This is a genomic window from Pseudomonas sp. 382, assembly GCF_002759075.1.
Taxonomy (GTDB): Bacteria; Pseudomonadota; Gammaproteobacteria; order Pseudomonadales; family Pseudomonadaceae; genus Aquipseudomonas; species Aquipseudomonas vlassakiae.
The window spans coordinates 260,900-278,212 of the sequence record NZ_PEMX01000001.1 but is presented as its reverse complement, the minus strand read 5'-3'; the positions used below and the strand labels follow the sequence as shown (position 1 = coordinate 278,212).

Here is a 17,313-nt window from a genome sequence, read left to right as displayed (position 1 = left end):
CTGTTGAATGGCAGTGAACCTTTCAACCCCCTCTAGAACGGGGCACACAGTCAGCGGGCTGTCATTGCTTGGTAACCAAATGTGACTCGATACCTTGCCATCAGCTGCCTGCGCTGATCACGAAGCACAACTGGCCTGGGTCAGAGCGCCATGACCATTTCATGCCAGGCCATGCCACCGTGGTCCGAGGGCGAAGGCCGCACATACTGGTAGCCCATCTTGCGATACAGCTCGACGTGCTGTTCCTTGCACATCAGGTGGATGGTCTGCTTGCCCTGGGCCTGCATGCGGCTGATGAACTCGCGCATCAGCCGCTTGGCGTAGCCCTTGCCCTGGTGGGCCGTGTCCACCACCACTGACATGATCACCACGTTCGGCGCCTGCGGGTCGTGGCCGACCAGTTCCTTGAATGCCTCGTCGGACATCACCACCTCGTGGGCGCAGCCACTGTTGATGAAGCCGACGATGCCGTGGGGGTCCTGGAGCAGCAGGAAGCCTTCGGGGTATTGGCCGATGCGCGTGCGGATCTTCTCCAGCGTGGCCGCTTCGTCGCCCTCGTAGGCACCGATTTCGATCGCGTAGCAGCGCTCGGCGTCAGCGATGACGGGCTGGCGGAATGAGGTGTTACTCATGGGTAGGCATCCATCAATGAAATGATCGTGCCACTAGGGTAATAGAGCTGAGCGGCAAACCCCGCATTCTTTTCGAGGGCTATCATGGAACGCCTGCTGCGCCCTGCCCTCCCATGATCATGCAGGACGAACGACGCACTGCCCATTTACCCCTGGAGGACTGGCTCGCATGAAAAAGATCCTGATGGTACTGACCTCGCACGACCAGCTTGGCGACACCGGCAAGAAGACCGGCTTCTGGCTGGAAGAATTCGCCGCGCCCTATTACGTGTTCGTCGACGCCAATGCCGACGTCACCCTCGCCTCGCCCAAAGGTGGCCAGCCACCACTGGACCCGAAAAGCGACGAAGCGGACGCCCAGACCGACGCCACCCGGCGCTTCGCCAGCGACACCGAGGGGCAGATGGCGCTCGCCGACACCGTGCCGCTGGGCGAGGTCGACCCTTATCACTTCGATGCGGTGTTCTACCCCGGTGGCCACGGACCGCTGTGGGACCTGGCCGAGGATACCGATTCGAAAACCTTGCTCGAAGCGTTCTATGCCGCCAACAAGCCGATTGCGACGGTATGCCATGCCCCAGGCGTTCTGAAGAACGTGAACACGCCAGACGGCCACCCGGTGGTAAAAGGCAAGCGGGTCACGGGCTTCGCCAACAGTGAGGAAGAGGCCGTCGGGCTGACCCACGTGGTACCTTTTCTCGTGGAAGACATGCTCAAGGCCAAAGGTGGCGAGTACTCCAAGGCAGCGGACTGGGCAAGCCATGTGGTCGAAGACGGCCATCTGATCACCGGGCAGAACCCTGCCTCATCCGAGGCGGTGGCCAAGGCATTGCTCAAGCGCTTGGCCAGCTGACAGTGCGACGCCCCAGGCGGCCAGGCACGCTGGCTGCCTGGGGCGCAGGCCAGTGCGATTGTCAGTCATTTTGTAACGCCTTTATTCGGCAGAGCCTTCTAAAGGTGAGTTTGCTTTGAACGAGGCCGAAGTCTTCCAAAGCGGTTCGGCTGCCGCAAGATATTATGGAGCTGGCGAGTTAGCGAGGCGGCTGAATCAGGACTTCAACCTACAGAGTGGCTAGAACTCCACCTTCCCCCGTCCCGCCTTGACAGTACTGCGCCTGGCTTTTCCTTCCAGGCGTCGGGTCTTCGAACCGAGGGTCGGCTTGGTAGGCCGGCGTTTCTTCTCGACCTTGCCGGCAGCGACGATCAACTCGGCAAGTCGCGCCAAAGCGTCAGCGCGGTTCTGTTCCTGGGTGCGGTACTGTTGGGCCTTGATGATCAACACGCCATCACCGGTGATGCGGCTGTCACGCAGCGCCAGCAGCCGCGCCTTGTAGAACTCGGGCAGCGACGAGGCCCGAATGTCGAAGCGCAGGTGCACGGCGCTGGACACCTTGTTGACATTCTGCCCACCCGCGCCTTGCGCGCGGATGTAAGTCAGCTCGATGTCGGCATCTGGCAAATGCACGTTATTGGAAATGGTCAGCATGGCATGGCCCTTGGGATGGTCCTCCATTATCACAGCCTACGCCGCTCGCCCAAAGCACAAACCTCGCTGGACGCCAGGTTCAGTGCCGAGCTTTCTCATCAACCTCAGCCAAGCGCTTTCTGGTCGCGCGGGTCAGCGCTTCCTGCTCCTTGACCGATGTCGGCGTAATCACCTTGTCCACGGCTTCGGTATCAGGGTCCGGATTTTCAAGCACCGGGTCCGGCGCCTTCTCGCCGCGCTGCGCCTCCTCAGAGGAAATCGGCCGGGGGACTTTGTCGCCGGTCTTGCCGTCGGTGTGCTTCATGGGTTGCTCCTCGGGGCAGTGGTGTCTTTTAAGAAGAGCCCTGCGGCACGCAAAAGTTTGATCCATTCGCGCCCGGGCAGACTCCCTGGCAGCCACTGGCGAATCGGATTGAACAGCAACGCCCCTGCGCGCCCTAACGGAAGGTAACCATGCTTTCAGGAGACAGGCCATGATCGATCCCAACCACCCTGACCCGTATGTCGACGAGGTGCCGCACAATCCGGGCGAGCCCGTACCCAAGCCGCGACCCGAACCGCAACAGGAGGCTCCAGACTGGCCTGAGGGACAGGTACCGCCAGAAGAGCAATCGGACGGCTGAGTGACGGCATTGCAGTGACGAGCCAAGCCTTGCAGGAGCGCGGTGCTGCCCCCGTGTACAGCACCGACATCCCTGCCCGCCTCGACCGCCTGCCGTGGACGCGCTTTCATACCTTGCTGGTGCTGGCGCTGGGCATCACCTGGCTGCTCGATGGCCTGGAAGTCACCCTGGCGGGCTCGGTGGCGGGCGCGCTCAGGGCCAGCCCTGCGCTGCACCTGAGCAACACCGACATCGGCCTGGCAGGCGCTACGTATATCGCCGGTGCGGTGATCGGTGCGCTGTTCTTCGGCTGGCTGACCGACCGCCTTGGGCGGCGCAGGCTGTTCTTCATCACCTTGTTCCTGTACATCGGCGCCACGGCAGCCACGGCGTTCTCATGGAGCCTGTGGAGCTTCCTGCTGTTCCGCTTTCTCACCGGTGCCGGCATCGGCGGTGAGTACACGGCCATCAACTCGACCATCCAGGAATTCACCCCGGCGCGCTACCGCGGCTGGGTCGACCTGACCATCAACGGCACTTTCTGGATCGGCGCAGCGCTCGGCGCGGCCGGTGCGGTGTTTTTGCTCGACCCGGCGATTGCCGGTGGTGACCTTGGTTGGCGCCTGTGTTTCGGCATCGGCGCAGTGCTGGGCCTGCTGATCATGCTGATGCGCCTGTGGGTCCCGGAAAGCCCGCGCTGGCTGATGATCCACAACCAGCCGCAACACGCCGAGCGCATCGTCGCCGATATCGAGCGGCATTACCACGAACGCGGGATCGCGATCCCACCGCTTCAAGACCCTCCGCTGAAGCTGCGCGCGCGCGACCACACGCCTTTGCGCGAGGTGTTCCAGAGCTTGTTCGTCGAGCATCGGCGTCGTGCCCTGGTAGGCCTGACCTTGCTCAGCGCACAAGCATTCTTCTATAACGCGATCTTCTTCACCTATGCGCTGGTGCTGACCGACTTCTACCAGGTGCCGGCGGCCAAGGTGGGCTGGTATATCCTGCCGTTCGCGCTGGGCAACTTCTGCGGCCCGCTGTTGCTGGGCAGGCTGTTCGACGTGGTCGGCAGGCGCATGATGATCAGTTCGACCTATCTGCTGTCGGGGGTGCTGCTGGCCATCAGCGGCTACATGTTCCAGCGAGAGCTGCTCGACGTGACCCAGCAGACCCTGGCCTGGATGGTGATCTTCTTCTTCGCTTCGGCGGCGGCCAGTTCCGCCTACCTCACCGTGGCGGAGACCTTCCCGCTGGAAATCCGTGCCCTGGCGATTGCGGTGTTCTATGCCTTCGGCACCGGTCTGGGCGGCCTGGTCGGGCCGACCCTGTTCGGTGCGCTGATCGAAACCGGTGAACGCGCCTACGTGCTGTACGGCTACCTGATCGGCGCGGCGCTGATGATCATTGCCGGCCTGACCCAGGCGCTATGGGGCGTGGCGGCCGAGCGGTGTTCGCTCGAGCAGGTGGCCAGGCCGCTGTCGCAGATGAGCGAACCCTGAGCGCACCGTCCGTCCATTCAATGGCACTCCGGGCGCCCCCAGGCCTTCAACCGTTCAGGTACACCACGCAGGAGTGAATGCCATGCCACGCGGCGACAAGGACAAATACACCGACAAGCAGAAGCGCAAGGCCGAGCATATCGAAGAGAGCTACGAGCACAAGGGCGTGTCGAAGAATGAAGCCGAGGCGCGCGCCTGGGCCACCGTCAACAAGCAGTCCGGGGGTGGCGAGAAGTCAGGCGGTTCTGGCAGCAAGACCTCCGCTGGCGAGAAGAAGACTGCCCGTTCGGACTCTGCCAGGCGTGCAGCGAAGTCACGCGAAGGGCACGCCCGCGCATCCGGCAGCTCGCTGGAAAGCCAGACCAAGGCAAGCCTGCTCAAGGAGGCGCGCAGCAAGGACATCAAAGGTCGCTCGACCATGACCAAGGCCGAACTGGTGGCAGCCCTGCGCAACAACGCCTGACACTGTTGCGCAGGCAACAGCCGGCCAACAGTTGGCGGCGATCCACACAGGAACGCTCGCCCCAGGCTGGCTGCAAAGCCTTGGTTTGCGGCACTCCCGGGGCTGGCACAACAGCTGCAATGTGAAGTCGTCCGACTACACATCGAGTTGTCCATGCCTAGCGAAATCCTCTCTGCAGCCTACGAAATCCGCCGCCCTGCAGCCCACATCATCGAAAACGACGGCGAGGCGATCGCCGTCGCCCACCAGGTCGCTGCACTGCTGCGCGAAGGCGCGGCCGAACGCGATCGACAGCGGCAAGTACCGGTAGACATTGTCGACGCATTCTCCAACAGCGGGCTGTGGGGCATAACCGTGCCACGGGCCTATGGCGGTGCCGAGGTATCGTACGCCACGCTCGCGCGCGTCATCGCCATCGTCTCGGGCGCCGACCCTTCGTTGGGGCAGATTCCGCAGAATCATTACTGCCTGCTCGAAGACATCCGCCTGCAAGGCACCGCCGAACAACAGCGCCACTTCTTCGGCCTGGTGCTGCAGGGCCATCGCTTTGCCAATGCCTTGTCGGAAACCGGCGGCAAGACCGTCCAGGACATCCGCACACGCCTGGTGGCCGAAGGCGACGGCTTTCGCATCGATGGGCGCAAAGGCTACTGCACCGGCTCGTTGTACGCCCACTGGATCGGGGTACTGGCGCTGGATGAGCAGGACCGTGCGCAACTGGCATTCGTCGAACGCGGCACGCCTGGCCTGGTGATCGTCGACGACTGGAGCAGCATTGGCCAGCGCACCACCTCCAGCGGTACCGTGCTGCTCGATGGCCTGCGGGTACCGGCCTTCAACCTGTTCCCCAGCTACCGCTCCTACGAGAGCCCGACCCTCGCCGGCCCCTTCGCCCAGCTGACTACCGCCGCCATCGATGCCGGCATCGGCCGTGCGGCGCTGGACGACACCATTGCCTTCGTGCGCCAGCACGCGCGCCCGTGGATCGACGCCAAGGTCGAAAAGGCCAGTGAAGACCCGCTGACCATCATCCAGGTCGGCTCACTGGAAATCCGCCAGGAAGCGGCCGAGGCGCTGCTGGAGCGCGCCGGCCTGGCGCTGGACGCGGCCAGACCGGCACCGGATGAAGACAATGTGGCCCGGGCCTCGGTGGCCGTGGCCAAGGCCAAGGTGCTCACCACCGAGGTGGCCATCGAGGCCAGCAACCGCCTGTTCGAACTGGGCGGCACGCGCTCGTCACTGACCCAGCACAACTTCGACCGCCACTGGCGCAACGCCCGGGTGCATACCCTGCACGACCCGGTGCGCTGGAAATATCACCTGGTCGGCAACTGGGCCTTGAACGGCATCAAGCCTGCCCGCCATGACTGGAACTGAGGCAGCGCGACCATGACCAAGCAGATCCGCCTCAATGCCTTTGCCATGAACACCGTCGGCCATCTTTCGCCGGGGCTCTGGCGCCACCCGCGGGACCAGGCCACCCGCTATACCGATATCCACTATTGGGTAGAACTTGCCAAGACCCTGGAAAGGGGCTGCATCGACGGGCTCTTCATCGCCGACGTGCTGGGTGTCTATGACGTGTATGGCGGCAATGCCGACGCGGCCTTGCGCAGCGCAGCCCAAGTGCCGGTCAACGACCCGTTGCAGCTGGTACCCGCCATGGCCGCCGCCACCCGCCACCTGGGTTTCGGCGTGACCGCGTCGGTGTCGTTCGAGCACCCCTACCCGTTCGCCCGGCGCATGAGCACCCTCGATCACCTGACCCAGGGGCGCGCCGGCTGGAACATCGTCACCTCTTACCTGGCCAGCGGCGCACGCAACCTGGGGCAACCGCCACTCAGCCACGATCAGCGTTATGCACTGGCCGAGGAATACCTGCAGGTCTGCTACAAGCTCTGGGAAACCAGCTGGGAAGACGATGCGGTCCAGGCCGACCGGGCAACCGGGGTGTATGCCGACCCGCGCAAGGTCCACGGCATCGACCACCAGGGCACCTGGTTCAAGGTGCCGGGTTTTCACTTGAGCGAGCCCTCGCCGCAACGCTCGCCGGTGATCTACCAGGCCGGCGCCTCGAGCCGCGGCCGAGCCTTCGCCGCCGCCCATGCCGAGTGCGTGTTCGTCGCCGCCCCCAGCAAGGCGGTGCTGCGCAAGCAAGTGGCCGAACTGCGTGCGGCAGTGGCTGCCGCCGGCCGCGCGGCCGACGAGGTACAGATCCTCGAACAACTGACGGTCATCGTCGCGCCAACCGACCAGCAGGCCCTGGCCCTGCTCGATGAGTATCGCCAGTACGCCAGCGCCAGCGGCGCCTTGACGCTGATGGCCGGCTGGACCGGTATCGACTTCGCCGAATACGCCCCCGACCAGGTGCTGCGCGACGTGCCCAGCGACGCCATCCAGTCCGCCGTGGAGGCCTTCACCCGCGCCGACCCGACACGAACCTGGACCACCGCCGAAATTGCCGAATATTGCGCCATCGGTGGCGACGGCCCGGTGCTGGTAGGCTCGGCACAGACCGTGGCCGATCAATTGCAGGAATGGGTGGAGGAAACCGGCGTCGACGGTTTCAACCTGGCCAGCGTGGTCGCGCCGGAAACCTTTGCTGCGGTGGTCGACCTGCTGGTGCCGGAGCTGCAGGCCCGCGGCTTGTTCAAGCGGGCCTACCAATCCGGCACCTTGCGCAACAAGCTGTTCGGCCGCGGCGACCGCCTGGGCGGATCGCACCCTGTCGCCGCGCTGCGCCGTGAGGCTCGCCGATGAACGAACTGCTGAGCAACCTCGATTGGGGCGAAATCGCCCAGGCATGCCTCGACACCCTGAGCATGCTGGGCGCGGCACTGGGCTTCACGGTGCTGTTCGGCCTGCCCCTGGGGGTATTGCTGTACCTCACCGGGCAACGCCAACTGCTGGCCAACGGGCCGCTCTACCGTGCCCTTTCGGTTGTGGTCAACGTGCTGCGTTCGCTGCCGTTCATCATCCTGCTGATCGTGCTGATCCCGTTGACCACGCTGCTGACCGGTACCTCCCTCGGGGTCAAGGGCACCATCCCGCCGCTGGTGGTCGGTTGCACGCCGTTCTTCGCCCGCTTGGTGGAAACCGCCCTGCGCGAAGTCGACCGCGGTCTGGTGGAAGCCAGCCAGGCCATGGGCGGCAGCATCGCCCAGATCATCCGCTACACCCTGCTGCCCGAAGCGCGCACCGGGCTGATCGCGGCCGTCACGGTCACCGCCATCGTGCTGGTCGACTACACCGCCATGGCCGGCGTGATCGGCGGCGGCGGCCTCGGCGACCTGGCGATCCGCTTCGGCTACCAGCGCTTCCAGACCGATGTGATGGTGGTCACCGTGCTGCTGCTGATCCTGCTGGTGCAGGTGTTGCAGATGAGCGGTGACCGCCTGGTAAGACATTTCACCCGACGCTGAATCCCTTCAAGGTATCCCCATCATGAGAAAGACCCTCACTGCCCTCGCCGCCTTCATCGCCTTCAGCGCACAGGCCGCCGAACATCTGGTGGTCGGCGCCACGCCGGTGCCCCACGCCGAGATCCTCGAATTCGTCAAGCCAGCCCTGGCCAAAGAGGGCGTGGACCTCGACATCAAGGTATTCAACGACTTCATCCAGCCCAACCTGCAACTGGCGCAAAAGCACCTGGATGCCAACTACTACCAATACCGGCCGTTCCTCAACGACTTCAACCAGACCCGGCATACCGACCTGGTCCCGGTGGTCGGTGTGCACATCGAGCCGTTCGGCGCCTACTCGGCCAAGTACAAGACCCTGGCCGAGTTGCCCGATGGCGCCAGCGTGGCCATCCCCAATGACCCGGTAAATACCGGCCGTGCCCTGGTGCTGCTGGCCGAGGCCGGATTGCTCAGGCTCAAGGACCCGGCCAACCCGCAATCCACCCAGCGTGACATCACCGACAACCCACGCCATCTGAAGATCCGCGAGCTGGAAGGCGCCATGCTGGCCCGTTCGGTCAAGCAGGTGGACCTGGCCTTCGTTTTCGCCAACTACGCACTGGAGGCGGGTATCGACACCAACAGCGCGCTGATCGTCGAGAAAGGCAAGGACCTGTATGTCGAGTACCTGGTCGCCCGCCCCGACAACCTGCAGGACCCCGGTATCCAGAAACTGGCCAAGGCGCTCAACTCGCCCGAAGTGCGCAATTTCATCCTGACCCGCTACAAGGGCCAGATCGCCCCAGGGTTCTGAGCCATGAGTCGCTTTCAGCAGCAGCTCCAGCCAGCCCTGGCCCACGTCCAACTGCAGGGCATCCACAAGCGCTACGGCGGGGTCAGCGCGCTTGATGCCATCGACCTGGACATACGGCGTGGCGAGGTGTTCGGCATCATCGGCCGCAGTGGCGCGGGCAAGTCCTCGCTGCTGCGCCTGCTCAATCGCCTGGAGGCGCCCAGCGCTGGCCGGGTGCTGATCGACGGCCAGGACATTGCCGGCCTGCAGGGCAACCCCCTGCAGAGCCTGCGGCGCAAGGTGGCGATGATCTTCCAGCACTTCAACCTGCTGGCCAACAGCAACGTCTGGGAGAATGTCGAGTTGCCGCTGCGCATGGCCGGTGTGCCGCGCGCGCAACGCGCCGCCCGGGTGCGGGAACTGTTGCAGCTGGTGGGCCTGGCAGAGCGCGCCGGAAACTACCCGGCGCAACTGTCAGGCGGCCAGAAGCAGCGCGTGGGCATTGCCCGGGCGCTGGTGTTGCAACCGCAGATCCTGCTGTGCGACGAGGCCACCTCGGCACTCGACCCGCAAAGTACCGAGTCGGTGCTTGAGCTGTTGCGCGATATCAACCAGCGGCTGGGCCTGACCATCGTCCTGATCACCCACGAAATGCAGGTGATACGCGACCTGTGCGACCGCGTGGCAGTACTGGAACAAGGCCGTATCGTCGAGGCCGGTGAGGTGTGGCAAGTGTTCGGCAATCCCCAGCACCCTGTCAGCCGCATCCTCCTGAGCGACGCCGCCCTGCCGCGCCAGGCCAGCCAACCCGGTCACCGTTATATCGACCTGCACTACACCGGTAACCAGCACTTGCAGCCTGACCTGCCGGCTATCAGCGCAGCACTGGGCGAAGGGGTGACCCTGCATTCGGCTTCCATCGAGCCTATTCAAGGCCGCTACCTCGGGCGCCTGCGCCTGGCGATCAGCAACGCGACCCCGGCCGAAGTCCTGATGCAGCGGGCCAGCCGGCTGGCCGACCGGGTCGAGTGGGTTTGACAGCCCAGCGCCACAGCGACCAGGCCGCCCAGGGCTACAGGGCCATGCGCGCCCTCAGTCGTTTGAGGTTCGGTTATGCCAGTGGGTCATCTGCATGCCTGTGGCCGGGTCCTGCGCGGGGACGGGCACGGCAGCGATACGCGCCAACGCCTGTTGGTGCCTTGCCCGATCGGGACGCTGGATGTCGTACTGCTCCTGCCCGTGGGGATAGGCGCCGACCACCAGAAAGTCATCGCTGGCTTCTACGCAGCGATGACCGGTACCCGCCGGCAACACCAGCACATCCCCCACTTTGACACTCAGCGTCTGCCCCGCTTCGCCGCCAAGGGTGACCTGGGCATGCCCTCTGGCGACGCCCAGGGCCTCGTGGGCGTTGGGGTGAAAATGGTGGTAGTCGAAGATGCCGGCACGCCATAGCGGTGCCCACTGGTGGGCCGAGAACAGCGCCTCGAACGCACTGGCATTGTCCTCTGCAGGGTCGAGCTGAAACCGGTACAGCAGTACCGGAAAACGGTTGTTGGGTGTGGCCCCGTCATCGTCGAAAAGCAGGGTCTGCAAGTTGCTGCTGGTAGTGTCGATAGCGCTCATCTGCATGGGTCCTGATCAGTGGGTCGATGTGCCTGGGAAGCCTGCGAGGACGACCAGGTTCCGGTCAGCCGACAGACGTGAACTCAGGTGAAACTTTCCCGAAGCCGGCCAAGTCCAGACCCCTATCGAGGACATTCCGGGAGAAGACGATGACTGGCACGGTAGGCGACTTTCTGGTGGAGCGCTTGTATCAATGGGGGGTGCGGCGCATCTTTGGCTACCCCGGCGATGGCATCAATGGCGTGTTCGGTGCCCTGAGCCGGGCCAACGGCAAGATCGAGTTCATCCAGGCCCGCCACGAAGAAATGGCCGCGTTCATGGCCAGCGCCCACGCCAAGTTCACCGGCGAACTGGGCGTGTGCATCGCTACCTCCGGCCCGGGTGCCTCGCACCTGCTCACCGGCCTGTACGATGCGCGCATGGACCACCAGCCGGTGCTGGCCATCGTCGGTCAGCAGGCCCGCGCCGCGCTTGGCGGGCACTACCAGCAAGAGCTCGACCTGCTGTCGATGTTCAAGGATGTGGCCGGTGCCTTCGTCCAGCAAGCATCCACGCCGGAACAGGTCCGCCACCTGCTCGACCGCGCTGTGCGCACCGCGGTCGGTGAGCGCCGGGTCACCGCCATCATCCTGCCCAACGATCTGCAGGACCTGCCCTACAACGAGCCGCCCAGAGCCCATGGCACGGTGCATTCCGGCATTGGCTACAGCAAGCCCAAAGTAGTCCCCTTCGACGAGGACCTGCAGCGCGCCGCCGACGTGCTCAACGCTGGGCGCAAGGTGGCGATACTGGTTGGGGCCGGCGCGCTGCAAGCCACCGAGCAGGTCATTGCGACTGCGGAAAAACTCGGCGCAGGGGTGGCCAAGGCGCTGCTGGGCAAGGCTGTGTTGCCCGATGATCTGCCGTGGGTCACCGGTTCCATCGGCCTGCTCGGCACCGAACCCAGCTACCGGCTGATGAGCGAGTGCGACACCCTGCTGATGATCGGCTCGGGCTTCCCGTATTCCGAATTCCTGCCCAAGGAAGGCCAGGCCCGTGGCGTGCAGATCGACCTGCAACCCGACATGCTCAGCCTGCGCTACCCGATGGAGGTGAACCTGGTGGGCGACGCCGCGCAAACCCTGCACGCGCTGTTGCCACTGCTGGAGCACAAGGCGGACCGGCGCTGGCGTGACAAGGTCGAAAGCTGGCGGGTGCACTGGGACCAGACCCTGGAAAAACGCGCACTGGTCAAGGCCGAGCCGATCAACCCGCAACGCGTGGTGCACGAGCTTTCTCCACGCCTGCCCGACAACGCGATCATCACCAGCGATTCCGGCTCCTGCGCCAACTGGTTCGCCCGCGACCTGCAAATCCGCCAGGGCATGCAGTGCTCGTTGTCCGGCGGCCTGGCCAGCATGGGCGCGGCCGTGCCCTACGCGATCGCCGCCAAGTTCGCTCGGCCAGAGCGCGCCGTGGTCGCCCTGGTCGGTGATGGCGCGATGCAGATGAGTAACCTGGCCGAGCTGATCACCGTGGCCAAGTACTGGCAGCAGTGGGACAACCCGCAATGGATCTGCGCCGTGTTCAACAACGAAGACCTCAACCAGGTCACCTGGGAGCAGCGGGTGATGGAGGGCGACCCGAAGTTCGAGGCTTCGCAATCGATACCCGACGTGCCCTACCACCTGTTCGCCATCTCCATCGGCCTGCAAGGCATCTACGTCGAGCGCGAAGAAGACATCGCCGGCGCCTGGGAGCGGGCCCTGGCCGCCGACCGGCCGGTATTGATCGAATTCAAGACCGACCCCGACGTGCCGCCGCTGCCGCCGCATATCAAGCTGGAACAAGCGAAGAAGTTCGCCAGCACCCTGCTGCAGGGCGACCCGGACCAGGCCGGCGTCATCGTGCAGACGGCCAAACAAGTGCTCAGCTCGGTATTGCCGGGCAAGAAATGACCCACCGTGAGGACCTCCCATGCGTGCAATCACTCCCGAAGACGCCCAGGCGCACCCCATCAGCCTGACACTGAACGGGCAGGCCCGCTCGCTGCAGGTCCTGCCATGGACGACGCTGCTGGATCTGCTGCGTGAACAGCTGGACCTGACCGGCACCAAGAAAGGCTGTGATCACGGCCAGTGCGGCGCTTGCACCGTGTTGCGTGACGGCCGGCGGGTGAATGCCTGCCTGACTCTGGCGGTCATGTGCGACGGCGCCGAATTGGTCACCATCGAAGGTCTTGCCACTGGCGACCAGTTGCACCCCATGCAACGCGCGTTCATCACCCATGACGCTTTCCAGTGCGGCTATTGCACCCCCGGGCAGATCTGCTCGGCTGTCGGCCTGGCCCGCGAAGGGCGGGCTGACAACCGCGAAGCCATACGCGAGCAGATGAGCGGCAACCTGTGCCGTTGCGGCGCCTACAGCAACATTGTCGCGGCCGTTGAAGAAGCCCTGCCGCTGATGCAGGAGGCAGGCAAATGAACCCCTTCAGCTACCACAAACCTGCCTCCGTCAACGAAGCCATCCACCTCGCCAGCCTGTCGTCCCGGTTCATTGCCGGCGGCACCAACCTGGTCGACCTGATGAAGGAAAACGTCATACGGCCTGAGCGCCTGATCGACATCTCGGGCCTGCCGCTCAGGGAAATCGAAGCCACTGCAAACGGTGGCTTGCGCATCGGCGCACTGGTCAGCAATGCCGAACTGGCCTGGGACCCACGGGTCGAGCAAGGCTATCCACTGCTGTCCCAGGCCATCCTGGCAGGCGCCTCGCCGCAGTTGCGAAACATGGCGACCACCGGTGGCAACCTGCTGCAACGCACACGCTGCGCTTACTTCTACGACACCGGCACGCCGTGCAACAAACGCGAGCCCGGCAGCGGCTGCCCGGCGCGCAGCGGGCTGAACCGGATGCACGCGATCCTCGGTGCCAGCGCCGCCTGTGTCGCCACCCATCCCTCTGACATGTGCGTCGCCCTGGCCGCCCTGGACGCGGTGGTACATGTGCAGGGTACGGGCGGTGAGCGCCAGATCGCCTTCGCCCAGTTCCACCGCCTGCCGGGGAACGCACCCGAGCGCGACAATCACCTGAGCGATGATGAACTGGTCGTCGCCATCGAGCTGCCCCCGCCACACTTCGCGGCGCATTGCAGCTACCTGAAGATCCGCGACCGGGCATCGTACGCCTTTGCCCTGGTATCGGTCGCGGCGGGCCTGAGTATCAAGGGCGGCCTTATTGAGCAGGCCCGCCTGGCGCTCGGCGGTGTAGCGCACAAGCCTTGGCGCGAAGCCACCGCTGAACAGGCATTGCTGGGCCAGGCGCCTTCCGAGGCACTGTTCACGCAAGCCGCCCACCTCTTGCTGCAAGGTGCCAGGCCGCTGAACCACAACGGTTTCAAGGTCCCCCTCGCACAGCGGGCCATCGTCCGTGCGCTGAGTGAAGCCGCCTTTGGCAAAACCTACCCAGGAGCCACCCCATGAATGGCATTACCCCCGTTGTCGGCCAGCCCATAGACCGTGTCGATGGCCTGGCAAAGGTCACCGGGCAGGCTCGCTATGCCGGCGAATACCCCGACACCGGCCTGCTGCATGGCAGCGTCGTCTGCAGCACCATCGCCCGTGGCCGGGTGCTTCGCATCGACAGCAGCGAGGCGCTCAAGGTACCCGGCGTCATCGCCGTGCTGGACCATGCCCACCGTCCTCGGGTTTCCAGTTACGACGATGACTACAGCGACGCAGACTCGGCCGAAGGCGCGCCCTTTCGCCCATTGTTCAATGACCGCGTGCTGTACAGCGGGCAGCCGCTGGCCCTGGTGGTGGCGGAAAACCTCGAGCTGGCCCGCTACGCAGGCTCGCTGATCAGCATCGAGTACAGCCAGGAGGCGCACCAGACCGACTTGCTGGCCGTCCTTGATCACAGCCACCCGGCCCCGGCCGAGACGCCCGCGCCGCGTGGCGACTTCGCCGGGCAGTTCGCCCATGCGCCGGTCAAGGTCGATGCGACCTACCAGACCGCCAACGAGCATCACAACCCCATGGAACCGCATGCCTCGACGGTCCTCTACAAACCCGGCGATCAGCTCGAGATACACGACAAGACCCAAGGCACGCAGAACTGCCGGGACTACCTGCACAAGGTGTTCGGGCTGCCCAAGGACAATGTCCGGGTGCTGGCCGCGTATGTCGGTGGGGCGTTCGGCTCAGGGTTGCGTCCGCAGTACCAGTTACCGCTTGCGGTCATGGCCGCACTGCAACTGAAACGGTCGGTCAGGGTCACCCTCACCCGCCAACAGATGTTCACCTTTGGCTACCGGCCTCGCACGCTGCAGCGCCTGCGCCTGGGGGCCAATACCGACGGCCGGTTGCTGGCGGTTGCCCATGACGCGACTGGCCAGACGTCTCGCTTCGAAGACTTCACCGAGCACCTGGTGGAATGGAGCGGCATGCTGTACCGCTGCGATAACGTTGCCCTGAGCTATCGCCTGACCCCGCTCGACGTGTACACCCCCCTGGACATGCGTGCGCCCGGTGCAGGCTCCGGTGTCCTTGCCCTGGAATGCGCGATGGATGAACTGGCCTGTGCGCTCGACATCGACCCGGTGCAATTGCGGCGGGTCAACTTCGCCGACCATAACGGCAACGAAGGCAAACCGTACTCCAGCAAGGCATTGCTGGCCTGCTATGACCAAGGCGCCAGGCGCTTCGGCTGGAGCAGTCGTACTGCCGTACCACGTAGTATGCGAGAAGGCCGGCAACTGATCGGTTGGGGCATGGCGGGTGGCGTGTGGGAAGCCATGCAGATGAAGGCCAGCGCCAAGGCGCGGCTGGACGCACAAGGCCACCTGACGGTCAGCAGCGCGACCACCGATATCGGTACCGGCACCTACACGGTCATGACCCAGATCGCCGCCGACGCGGTGGGCCTGCCGGTCGCGGACGTGACCTTCGTGCTGGGCGACTCCTCACTGCCCACCGCGCCCTTGCAGGGCGGCTCGTTCACCGTCTCGTCCGTCGGTGCGGCAGTCCTGCAAGCCTGCCAGGTCCTGCGCAGCAAGGTGCTGGAGCACGCACGCATGGCCTACCCTGCACTGGCCAGCCTACCCGTGGAGGACGTCCGCTTCGCCGATGGCCACCTGCATTTCGGCAACCAGCGCATCGCGCTTGCGGACATTGCCGCCAATGCGGAAAAAGGCTGTTTCGAGATACAGATCGATGCAGAACCGAGCACCAAGCGTGACGCGTTTTCCACCGCAACGCACTCGGCAGTGTTCGTTGAAGTCCAGGTAGATGAGGCGCTGGGCACGATCAAGGTCAGGCGCGTGGTCAGTGCCATCGCGGCCGGGCGTGTGGTCAACCCGAAAACCGCTCGCAGCCAGATCCTGGGCGGTGTCGTGTGGGGGCTTGGCATGGCCCTGCAGGAACAGAGCCAGACTGACCACGCGCTGGGCCGGATACTCAACCACAACCTGGCCGAGTATCACATTCCGGTCAACGCCGACGTCGCCGATGTCGAGGTGATATTTGTCGATGAGCAGGACGACATCGTCAACGAGCTGGGTTCCAAAGGCGTGGGTGAAATCGGCGTGGTCGGGGTGGCGGCGGCAGTCGCCAATGCGGTCTACCACGCCACGGGCAAGCGCATCAGGGCGTTTCCGATCACCCTGGACACGCTGCTGTGAGCTATCGCTTGCGCCCACCCACCTCGATCCACACCGGCGCGTGGTCACTGGCCTTGGCTTCGTTACGCACCCAGGCGTCGACCCCGGCCCGTTTCAGGTAAGGCGCAAGGTCCGGGTTGAGCAGCAGGTGGTCGATGCGCAGCCCGGCGTTGCGTGCCCAGTGATTACGGAAGTAATCCCAGAAGGTGTACACTCGCTCGTCCGGGTGCAGGTGGCGGATGGCATCGACCCAGCCTTGGTCCAGCAACTGCTGATAGCACGCGCGGGACTCGGGCTGCAGCAGCGCATCCTTCAGCCACGAGCGGGGGTTGTAGATGTCCAGGTCGGTCGGCACCACGTTGAAATCACCGGCCAGCAGCGTCGGGTGGCCGCTTGCGTACAGCCCTTTGGCATGCTTGATCAGGCATTCGAACCAGCGCAGCTTGTAGTCGAACTTCGGCCCCGGCTGCGGGTTGCCGTTGGGCAGGTACAGGCAGGCCACCAGCACGCCATGCACCGCTGCCTCCAGATAGCGGCTCTGGCTGTCATCCTCCATGCCAGGCAAGCCGCGGCGGACCTCCAGCGGTTCGCTGCCACGGGCCAGGATCGCCACGCCGTTCCAGGACGGCTGCCCCTGGTAAAGGCAGCCGTACCCTGCTGCCTCCAGCTCCTGACGAGGGAACTGCACGTCAGGCGCCTTGAGTTCCTGCAGGCAGGCGATATCTGGCTGCTCCCGTTCCAGCCAGGCCAGCAGCGCCGGCAAGCGGCTGCGGATGCCGTTGATGTTGAAGGTGGCAATCTTCAGCGCTTTCATGCGTCCGGGTCGCTCACGTGGGCCTGCACGGCATCTGCCAGGGCATGGACATGGGCGTCATCAGCCAGCGCTTTGAGTGCCAGCCAGTCATCCCAGTCGATGGCACCATCGTCGCGCAAGGCCTCCGCTGTGCGAACCAGTTCATGATAGTAGGCATCCGGCGACTCGCGGCGGTAGCTGATGTCATCGTACTGGGCGTACCAGGCCTCAAGCTCGGGGATGCTGCGTTCGATGCTCATGGGTGACACTCCTCGCTGTGCCCTTTGCATGTATGAGCACTGCACCCTGGCAACGTTCAACCGCAACGTGGTCGGCGGCCTCTTCGTCGACCTGCGCCATGCTCAGGCGTGAGGTCTCGT

The 17,313-nt window shown here is 64.7% G+C and carries 19 protein-coding genes; 13 read left to right on the top strand and 6 right to left on the bottom strand.

Features of this window, described 5'->3' with window-relative positions:
• Positions 1-140: 140 nt before the first annotated feature.
• Positions 141-632, bottom strand: coding sequence for a GNAT family N-acetyltransferase (locus tag CQW31_RS01405; RefSeq protein ID WP_099813529.1), 492 nt, complete (start codon positions 630-632; stop codon positions 141-143).
• A 169-nt stretch (positions 633-801) separates the two neighbouring features.
• On the opposite strand from CQW31_RS01405, the gene CQW31_RS01400 reads away from it, so the two are divergent.
• The gene (locus tag CQW31_RS01400; RefSeq protein WP_054883793.1) at positions 802-1,485 is read left to right on the top strand and encodes a type 1 glutamine amidotransferase domain-containing protein; all 684 of its coding nucleotides are present in this window, start codon (positions 802-804) and stop codon (positions 1,483-1,485) included.
• A gap of 219 nt (positions 1,486-1,704) precedes the next feature.
• Here CQW31_RS01400 and arfB read toward each other — a convergent pair whose 3' ends face one another.
• Together arfB and CQW31_RS01390 are read right to left on the bottom strand one after the other, a co-directional pair.
• Complete coding sequence (gene arfB, locus CQW31_RS01395) at positions 1,705-2,118, bottom strand: alternative ribosome rescue aminoacyl-tRNA hydrolase ArfB (protein ID WP_054883872.1); 414 nt, start codon at positions 2,116-2,118, stop codon at positions 1,705-1,707.
• Between the two features lie 79 nt (positions 2,119-2,197).
• The gene (locus CQW31_RS01390; protein ID WP_054883794.1) at positions 2,198-2,422 is read right to left on the bottom strand and encodes a hypothetical protein; all 225 of its coding nucleotides are present in this window, start codon (positions 2,420-2,422) and stop codon (positions 2,198-2,200) included.
• Positions 2,423-2,591: 169 nt separating this feature from the next.
• Here CQW31_RS01390 and CQW31_RS31095 point away from each other — a divergent pair, with 169 nt between their 5' ends.
• From CQW31_RS31095 to CQW31_RS01355, 8 genes are all read left to right on the top strand, one after another.
• A complete protein-coding gene (locus CQW31_RS31095) occupies positions 2,592-2,741 on the top strand; it encodes a hypothetical protein (RefSeq protein ID WP_156351877.1) in 150 nt (49 codons plus the stop codon).
• Positions 2,742-2,755: 14 nt separating this feature from the next.
• Positions 2,756-4,219 carry an MFS transporter gene (locus CQW31_RS01385; protein WP_178075546.1) on the top strand — a complete coding sequence of 488 codons (1,464 nt, stop codon included), beginning with the start codon at positions 2,756-2,758 and terminating at the stop codon, positions 4,217-4,219.
• Between the two features lie 82 nt (positions 4,220-4,301).
• Positions 4,302-4,682: a hypothetical protein gene (locus CQW31_RS01380; RefSeq protein ID WP_054883796.1), complete on the top strand. Its 381-nt coding sequence runs from the start codon at positions 4,302-4,304 to the stop codon at positions 4,680-4,682.
• 153 nt (positions 4,683-4,835) lie between these two features.
• Positions 4,836-6,059 (top strand): SfnB family sulfur acquisition oxidoreductase, encoded by a 1,224-nt coding sequence (locus CQW31_RS01375; protein ID WP_099813527.1) that lies wholly within the window; start codon positions 4,836-4,838, stop codon positions 6,057-6,059.
• 12 nt (positions 6,060-6,071) lie between these two features.
• Complete coding sequence (locus CQW31_RS01370) at positions 6,072-7,442, top strand: LLM class flavin-dependent oxidoreductase (RefSeq protein WP_099813526.1); 1,371 nt, start codon at positions 6,072-6,074, stop codon at positions 7,440-7,442.
• Complete coding sequence (locus CQW31_RS01365; RefSeq protein ID WP_054883798.1) at positions 7,439-8,104, top strand: methionine ABC transporter permease; 666 nt, start codon at positions 7,439-7,441, stop codon at positions 8,102-8,104. Before CQW31_RS01370 ends, CQW31_RS01365 begins: the two co-directional genes overlap by 4 nt.
• Before the next feature lie 22 nt (positions 8,105-8,126).
• Positions 8,127-8,897, top strand: a complete 771-nt coding sequence (locus tag CQW31_RS01360) for a MetQ/NlpA family ABC transporter substrate-binding protein (protein ID WP_054883799.1) — start codon at positions 8,127-8,129, stop codon at positions 8,895-8,897.
• 3 nt (positions 8,898-8,900) lie between these two features.
• Complete coding sequence (locus tag CQW31_RS01355) at positions 8,901-9,914, top strand: methionine ABC transporter ATP-binding protein (protein ID WP_099813525.1); 1,014 nt, start codon at positions 8,901-8,903, stop codon at positions 9,912-9,914.
• 54 nt (positions 9,915-9,968) lie between these two features.
• On the opposite strand, the gene CQW31_RS01350 is transcribed toward CQW31_RS01355, so the two are convergent.
• On the bottom strand, positions 9,969-10,502 hold the full coding sequence (locus CQW31_RS01350; RefSeq protein WP_099813524.1) for a cupin domain-containing protein: 534 nt from the start codon (positions 10,500-10,502) through the stop codon (positions 9,969-9,971).
• 149 nt (positions 10,503-10,651) lie between these two features.
• Here CQW31_RS01350 and CQW31_RS01345 point away from each other — a divergent pair, with 149 nt between their 5' ends.
• The 4 genes from CQW31_RS01345 to CQW31_RS01330 are packed head-to-tail and all read left to right on the top strand — an operon-like array spanning position 10,652 to position 16,161.
• On the top strand, positions 10,652-12,439 hold the full coding sequence (locus CQW31_RS01345; RefSeq protein ID WP_099813523.1) for a thiamine pyrophosphate-requiring protein: 1,788 nt from the start codon (positions 10,652-10,654) through the stop codon (positions 12,437-12,439).
• A 19-nt stretch (positions 12,440-12,458) separates the two neighbouring features.
• Positions 12,459-12,965: a (2Fe-2S)-binding protein gene (locus CQW31_RS01340; protein WP_054883803.1), complete on the top strand. Its 507-nt coding sequence runs from the start codon at positions 12,459-12,461 to the stop codon at positions 12,963-12,965.
• Positions 12,962-13,963, top strand: coding sequence for a xanthine dehydrogenase family protein subunit M (locus CQW31_RS01335; protein ID WP_099813522.1), 1,002 nt, complete (start codon positions 12,962-12,964; stop codon positions 13,961-13,963). Before CQW31_RS01340 ends, CQW31_RS01335 begins: the two co-directional genes overlap by 4 nt.
• Positions 13,960-16,161 carry a xanthine dehydrogenase family protein molybdopterin-binding subunit gene (locus CQW31_RS01330; protein ID WP_099813521.1) on the top strand — a complete coding sequence of 734 codons (2,202 nt, stop codon included), beginning with the start codon at positions 13,960-13,962 and terminating at the stop codon, positions 16,159-16,161. The genes CQW31_RS01335 and CQW31_RS01330 overlap by 4 nt, the downstream gene beginning before the upstream one ends.
• Position 16,162: 1 nt before the next feature.
• Here CQW31_RS01330 and xth read toward each other — a convergent pair whose 3' ends face one another.
• Positions 16,163-16,954 (bottom strand): exodeoxyribonuclease III, encoded by a 792-nt coding sequence (gene xth / locus CQW31_RS01325; protein WP_054883806.1) that lies wholly within the window; start codon positions 16,952-16,954, stop codon positions 16,163-16,165.
• Positions 16,951-17,193, bottom strand: a complete 243-nt coding sequence (locus CQW31_RS01320; protein WP_054883807.1) for a hypothetical protein — start codon at positions 17,191-17,193, stop codon at positions 16,951-16,953. The genes xth and CQW31_RS01320 overlap by 4 nt, the downstream gene beginning before the upstream one ends.
• Positions 17,194-17,313 lie beyond the last annotated feature (120 nt).

Bases quoted from the DNA above. Each gene is read 5' to 3' on its own strand.
- CQW31_RS01405 (WP_099813529.1), bottom strand. From the start codon at position 632: ATGAGTAACACCTCATTCCGCCAGCCCGTCATCGCTGACGCCGAGCGC.
- CQW31_RS01400 (WP_054883793.1), top strand. From the start codon at position 802: ATGAAAAAGATCCTGATGGTACTGACCTCGCACGACCAGCTTGGCGAC.
- arfB (WP_054883872.1), bottom strand. From the start codon at position 2,118: ATGCTGACCATTTCCAATAACGTGCATTTGCCAGATGCCGACATCGAG.
- CQW31_RS01390 (WP_054883794.1), bottom strand. From the start codon at position 2,422: ATGAAGCACACCGACGGCAAGACCGGCGACAAAGTCCCCCGGCCGATT.
- CQW31_RS31095 (WP_156351877.1), top strand. From the start codon at position 2,592: ATGATCGATCCCAACCACCCTGACCCGTATGTCGACGAGGTGCCGCAC.
- CQW31_RS01380 (WP_054883796.1), top strand. From the start codon at position 4,302: ATGCCACGCGGCGACAAGGACAAATACACCGACAAGCAGAAGCGCAAG.
- CQW31_RS01375 (WP_099813527.1), top strand. From the start codon at position 4,836: ATGCCTAGCGAAATCCTCTCTGCAGCCTACGAAATCCGCCGCCCTGCA.
- CQW31_RS01370 (WP_099813526.1), top strand. From the start codon at position 6,072: ATGACCAAGCAGATCCGCCTCAATGCCTTTGCCATGAACACCGTCGGC.
- CQW31_RS01365 (WP_054883798.1), top strand. From the start codon at position 7,439: ATGAACGAACTGCTGAGCAACCTCGATTGGGGCGAAATCGCCCAGGCA.
- CQW31_RS01360 (WP_054883799.1), top strand. From the start codon at position 8,127: ATGAGAAAGACCCTCACTGCCCTCGCCGCCTTCATCGCCTTCAGCGCA.
- CQW31_RS01355 (WP_099813525.1), top strand. From the start codon at position 8,901: ATGAGTCGCTTTCAGCAGCAGCTCCAGCCAGCCCTGGCCCACGTCCAA.
- CQW31_RS01350 (WP_099813524.1), bottom strand. From the start codon at position 10,502: ATGAGCGCTATCGACACTACCAGCAGCAACTTGCAGACCCTGCTTTTC.
- CQW31_RS01345 (WP_099813523.1), top strand. From the start codon at position 10,652: ATGACTGGCACGGTAGGCGACTTTCTGGTGGAGCGCTTGTATCAATGG.
- CQW31_RS01340 (WP_054883803.1), top strand. From the start codon at position 12,459: ATGCGTGCAATCACTCCCGAAGACGCCCAGGCGCACCCCATCAGCCTG.
- CQW31_RS01335 (WP_099813522.1), top strand. From the start codon at position 12,962: ATGAACCCCTTCAGCTACCACAAACCTGCCTCCGTCAACGAAGCCATC.
- CQW31_RS01330 (WP_099813521.1), top strand. From the start codon at position 13,960: ATGAATGGCATTACCCCCGTTGTCGGCCAGCCCATAGACCGTGTCGAT.
- xth (WP_054883806.1), bottom strand. From the start codon at position 16,954: ATGAAAGCGCTGAAGATTGCCACCTTCAACATCAACGGCATCCGCAGC.
- CQW31_RS01320 (WP_054883807.1), bottom strand. From the start codon at position 17,193: ATGAGCATCGAACGCAGCATCCCCGAGCTTGAGGCCTGGTACGCCCAG.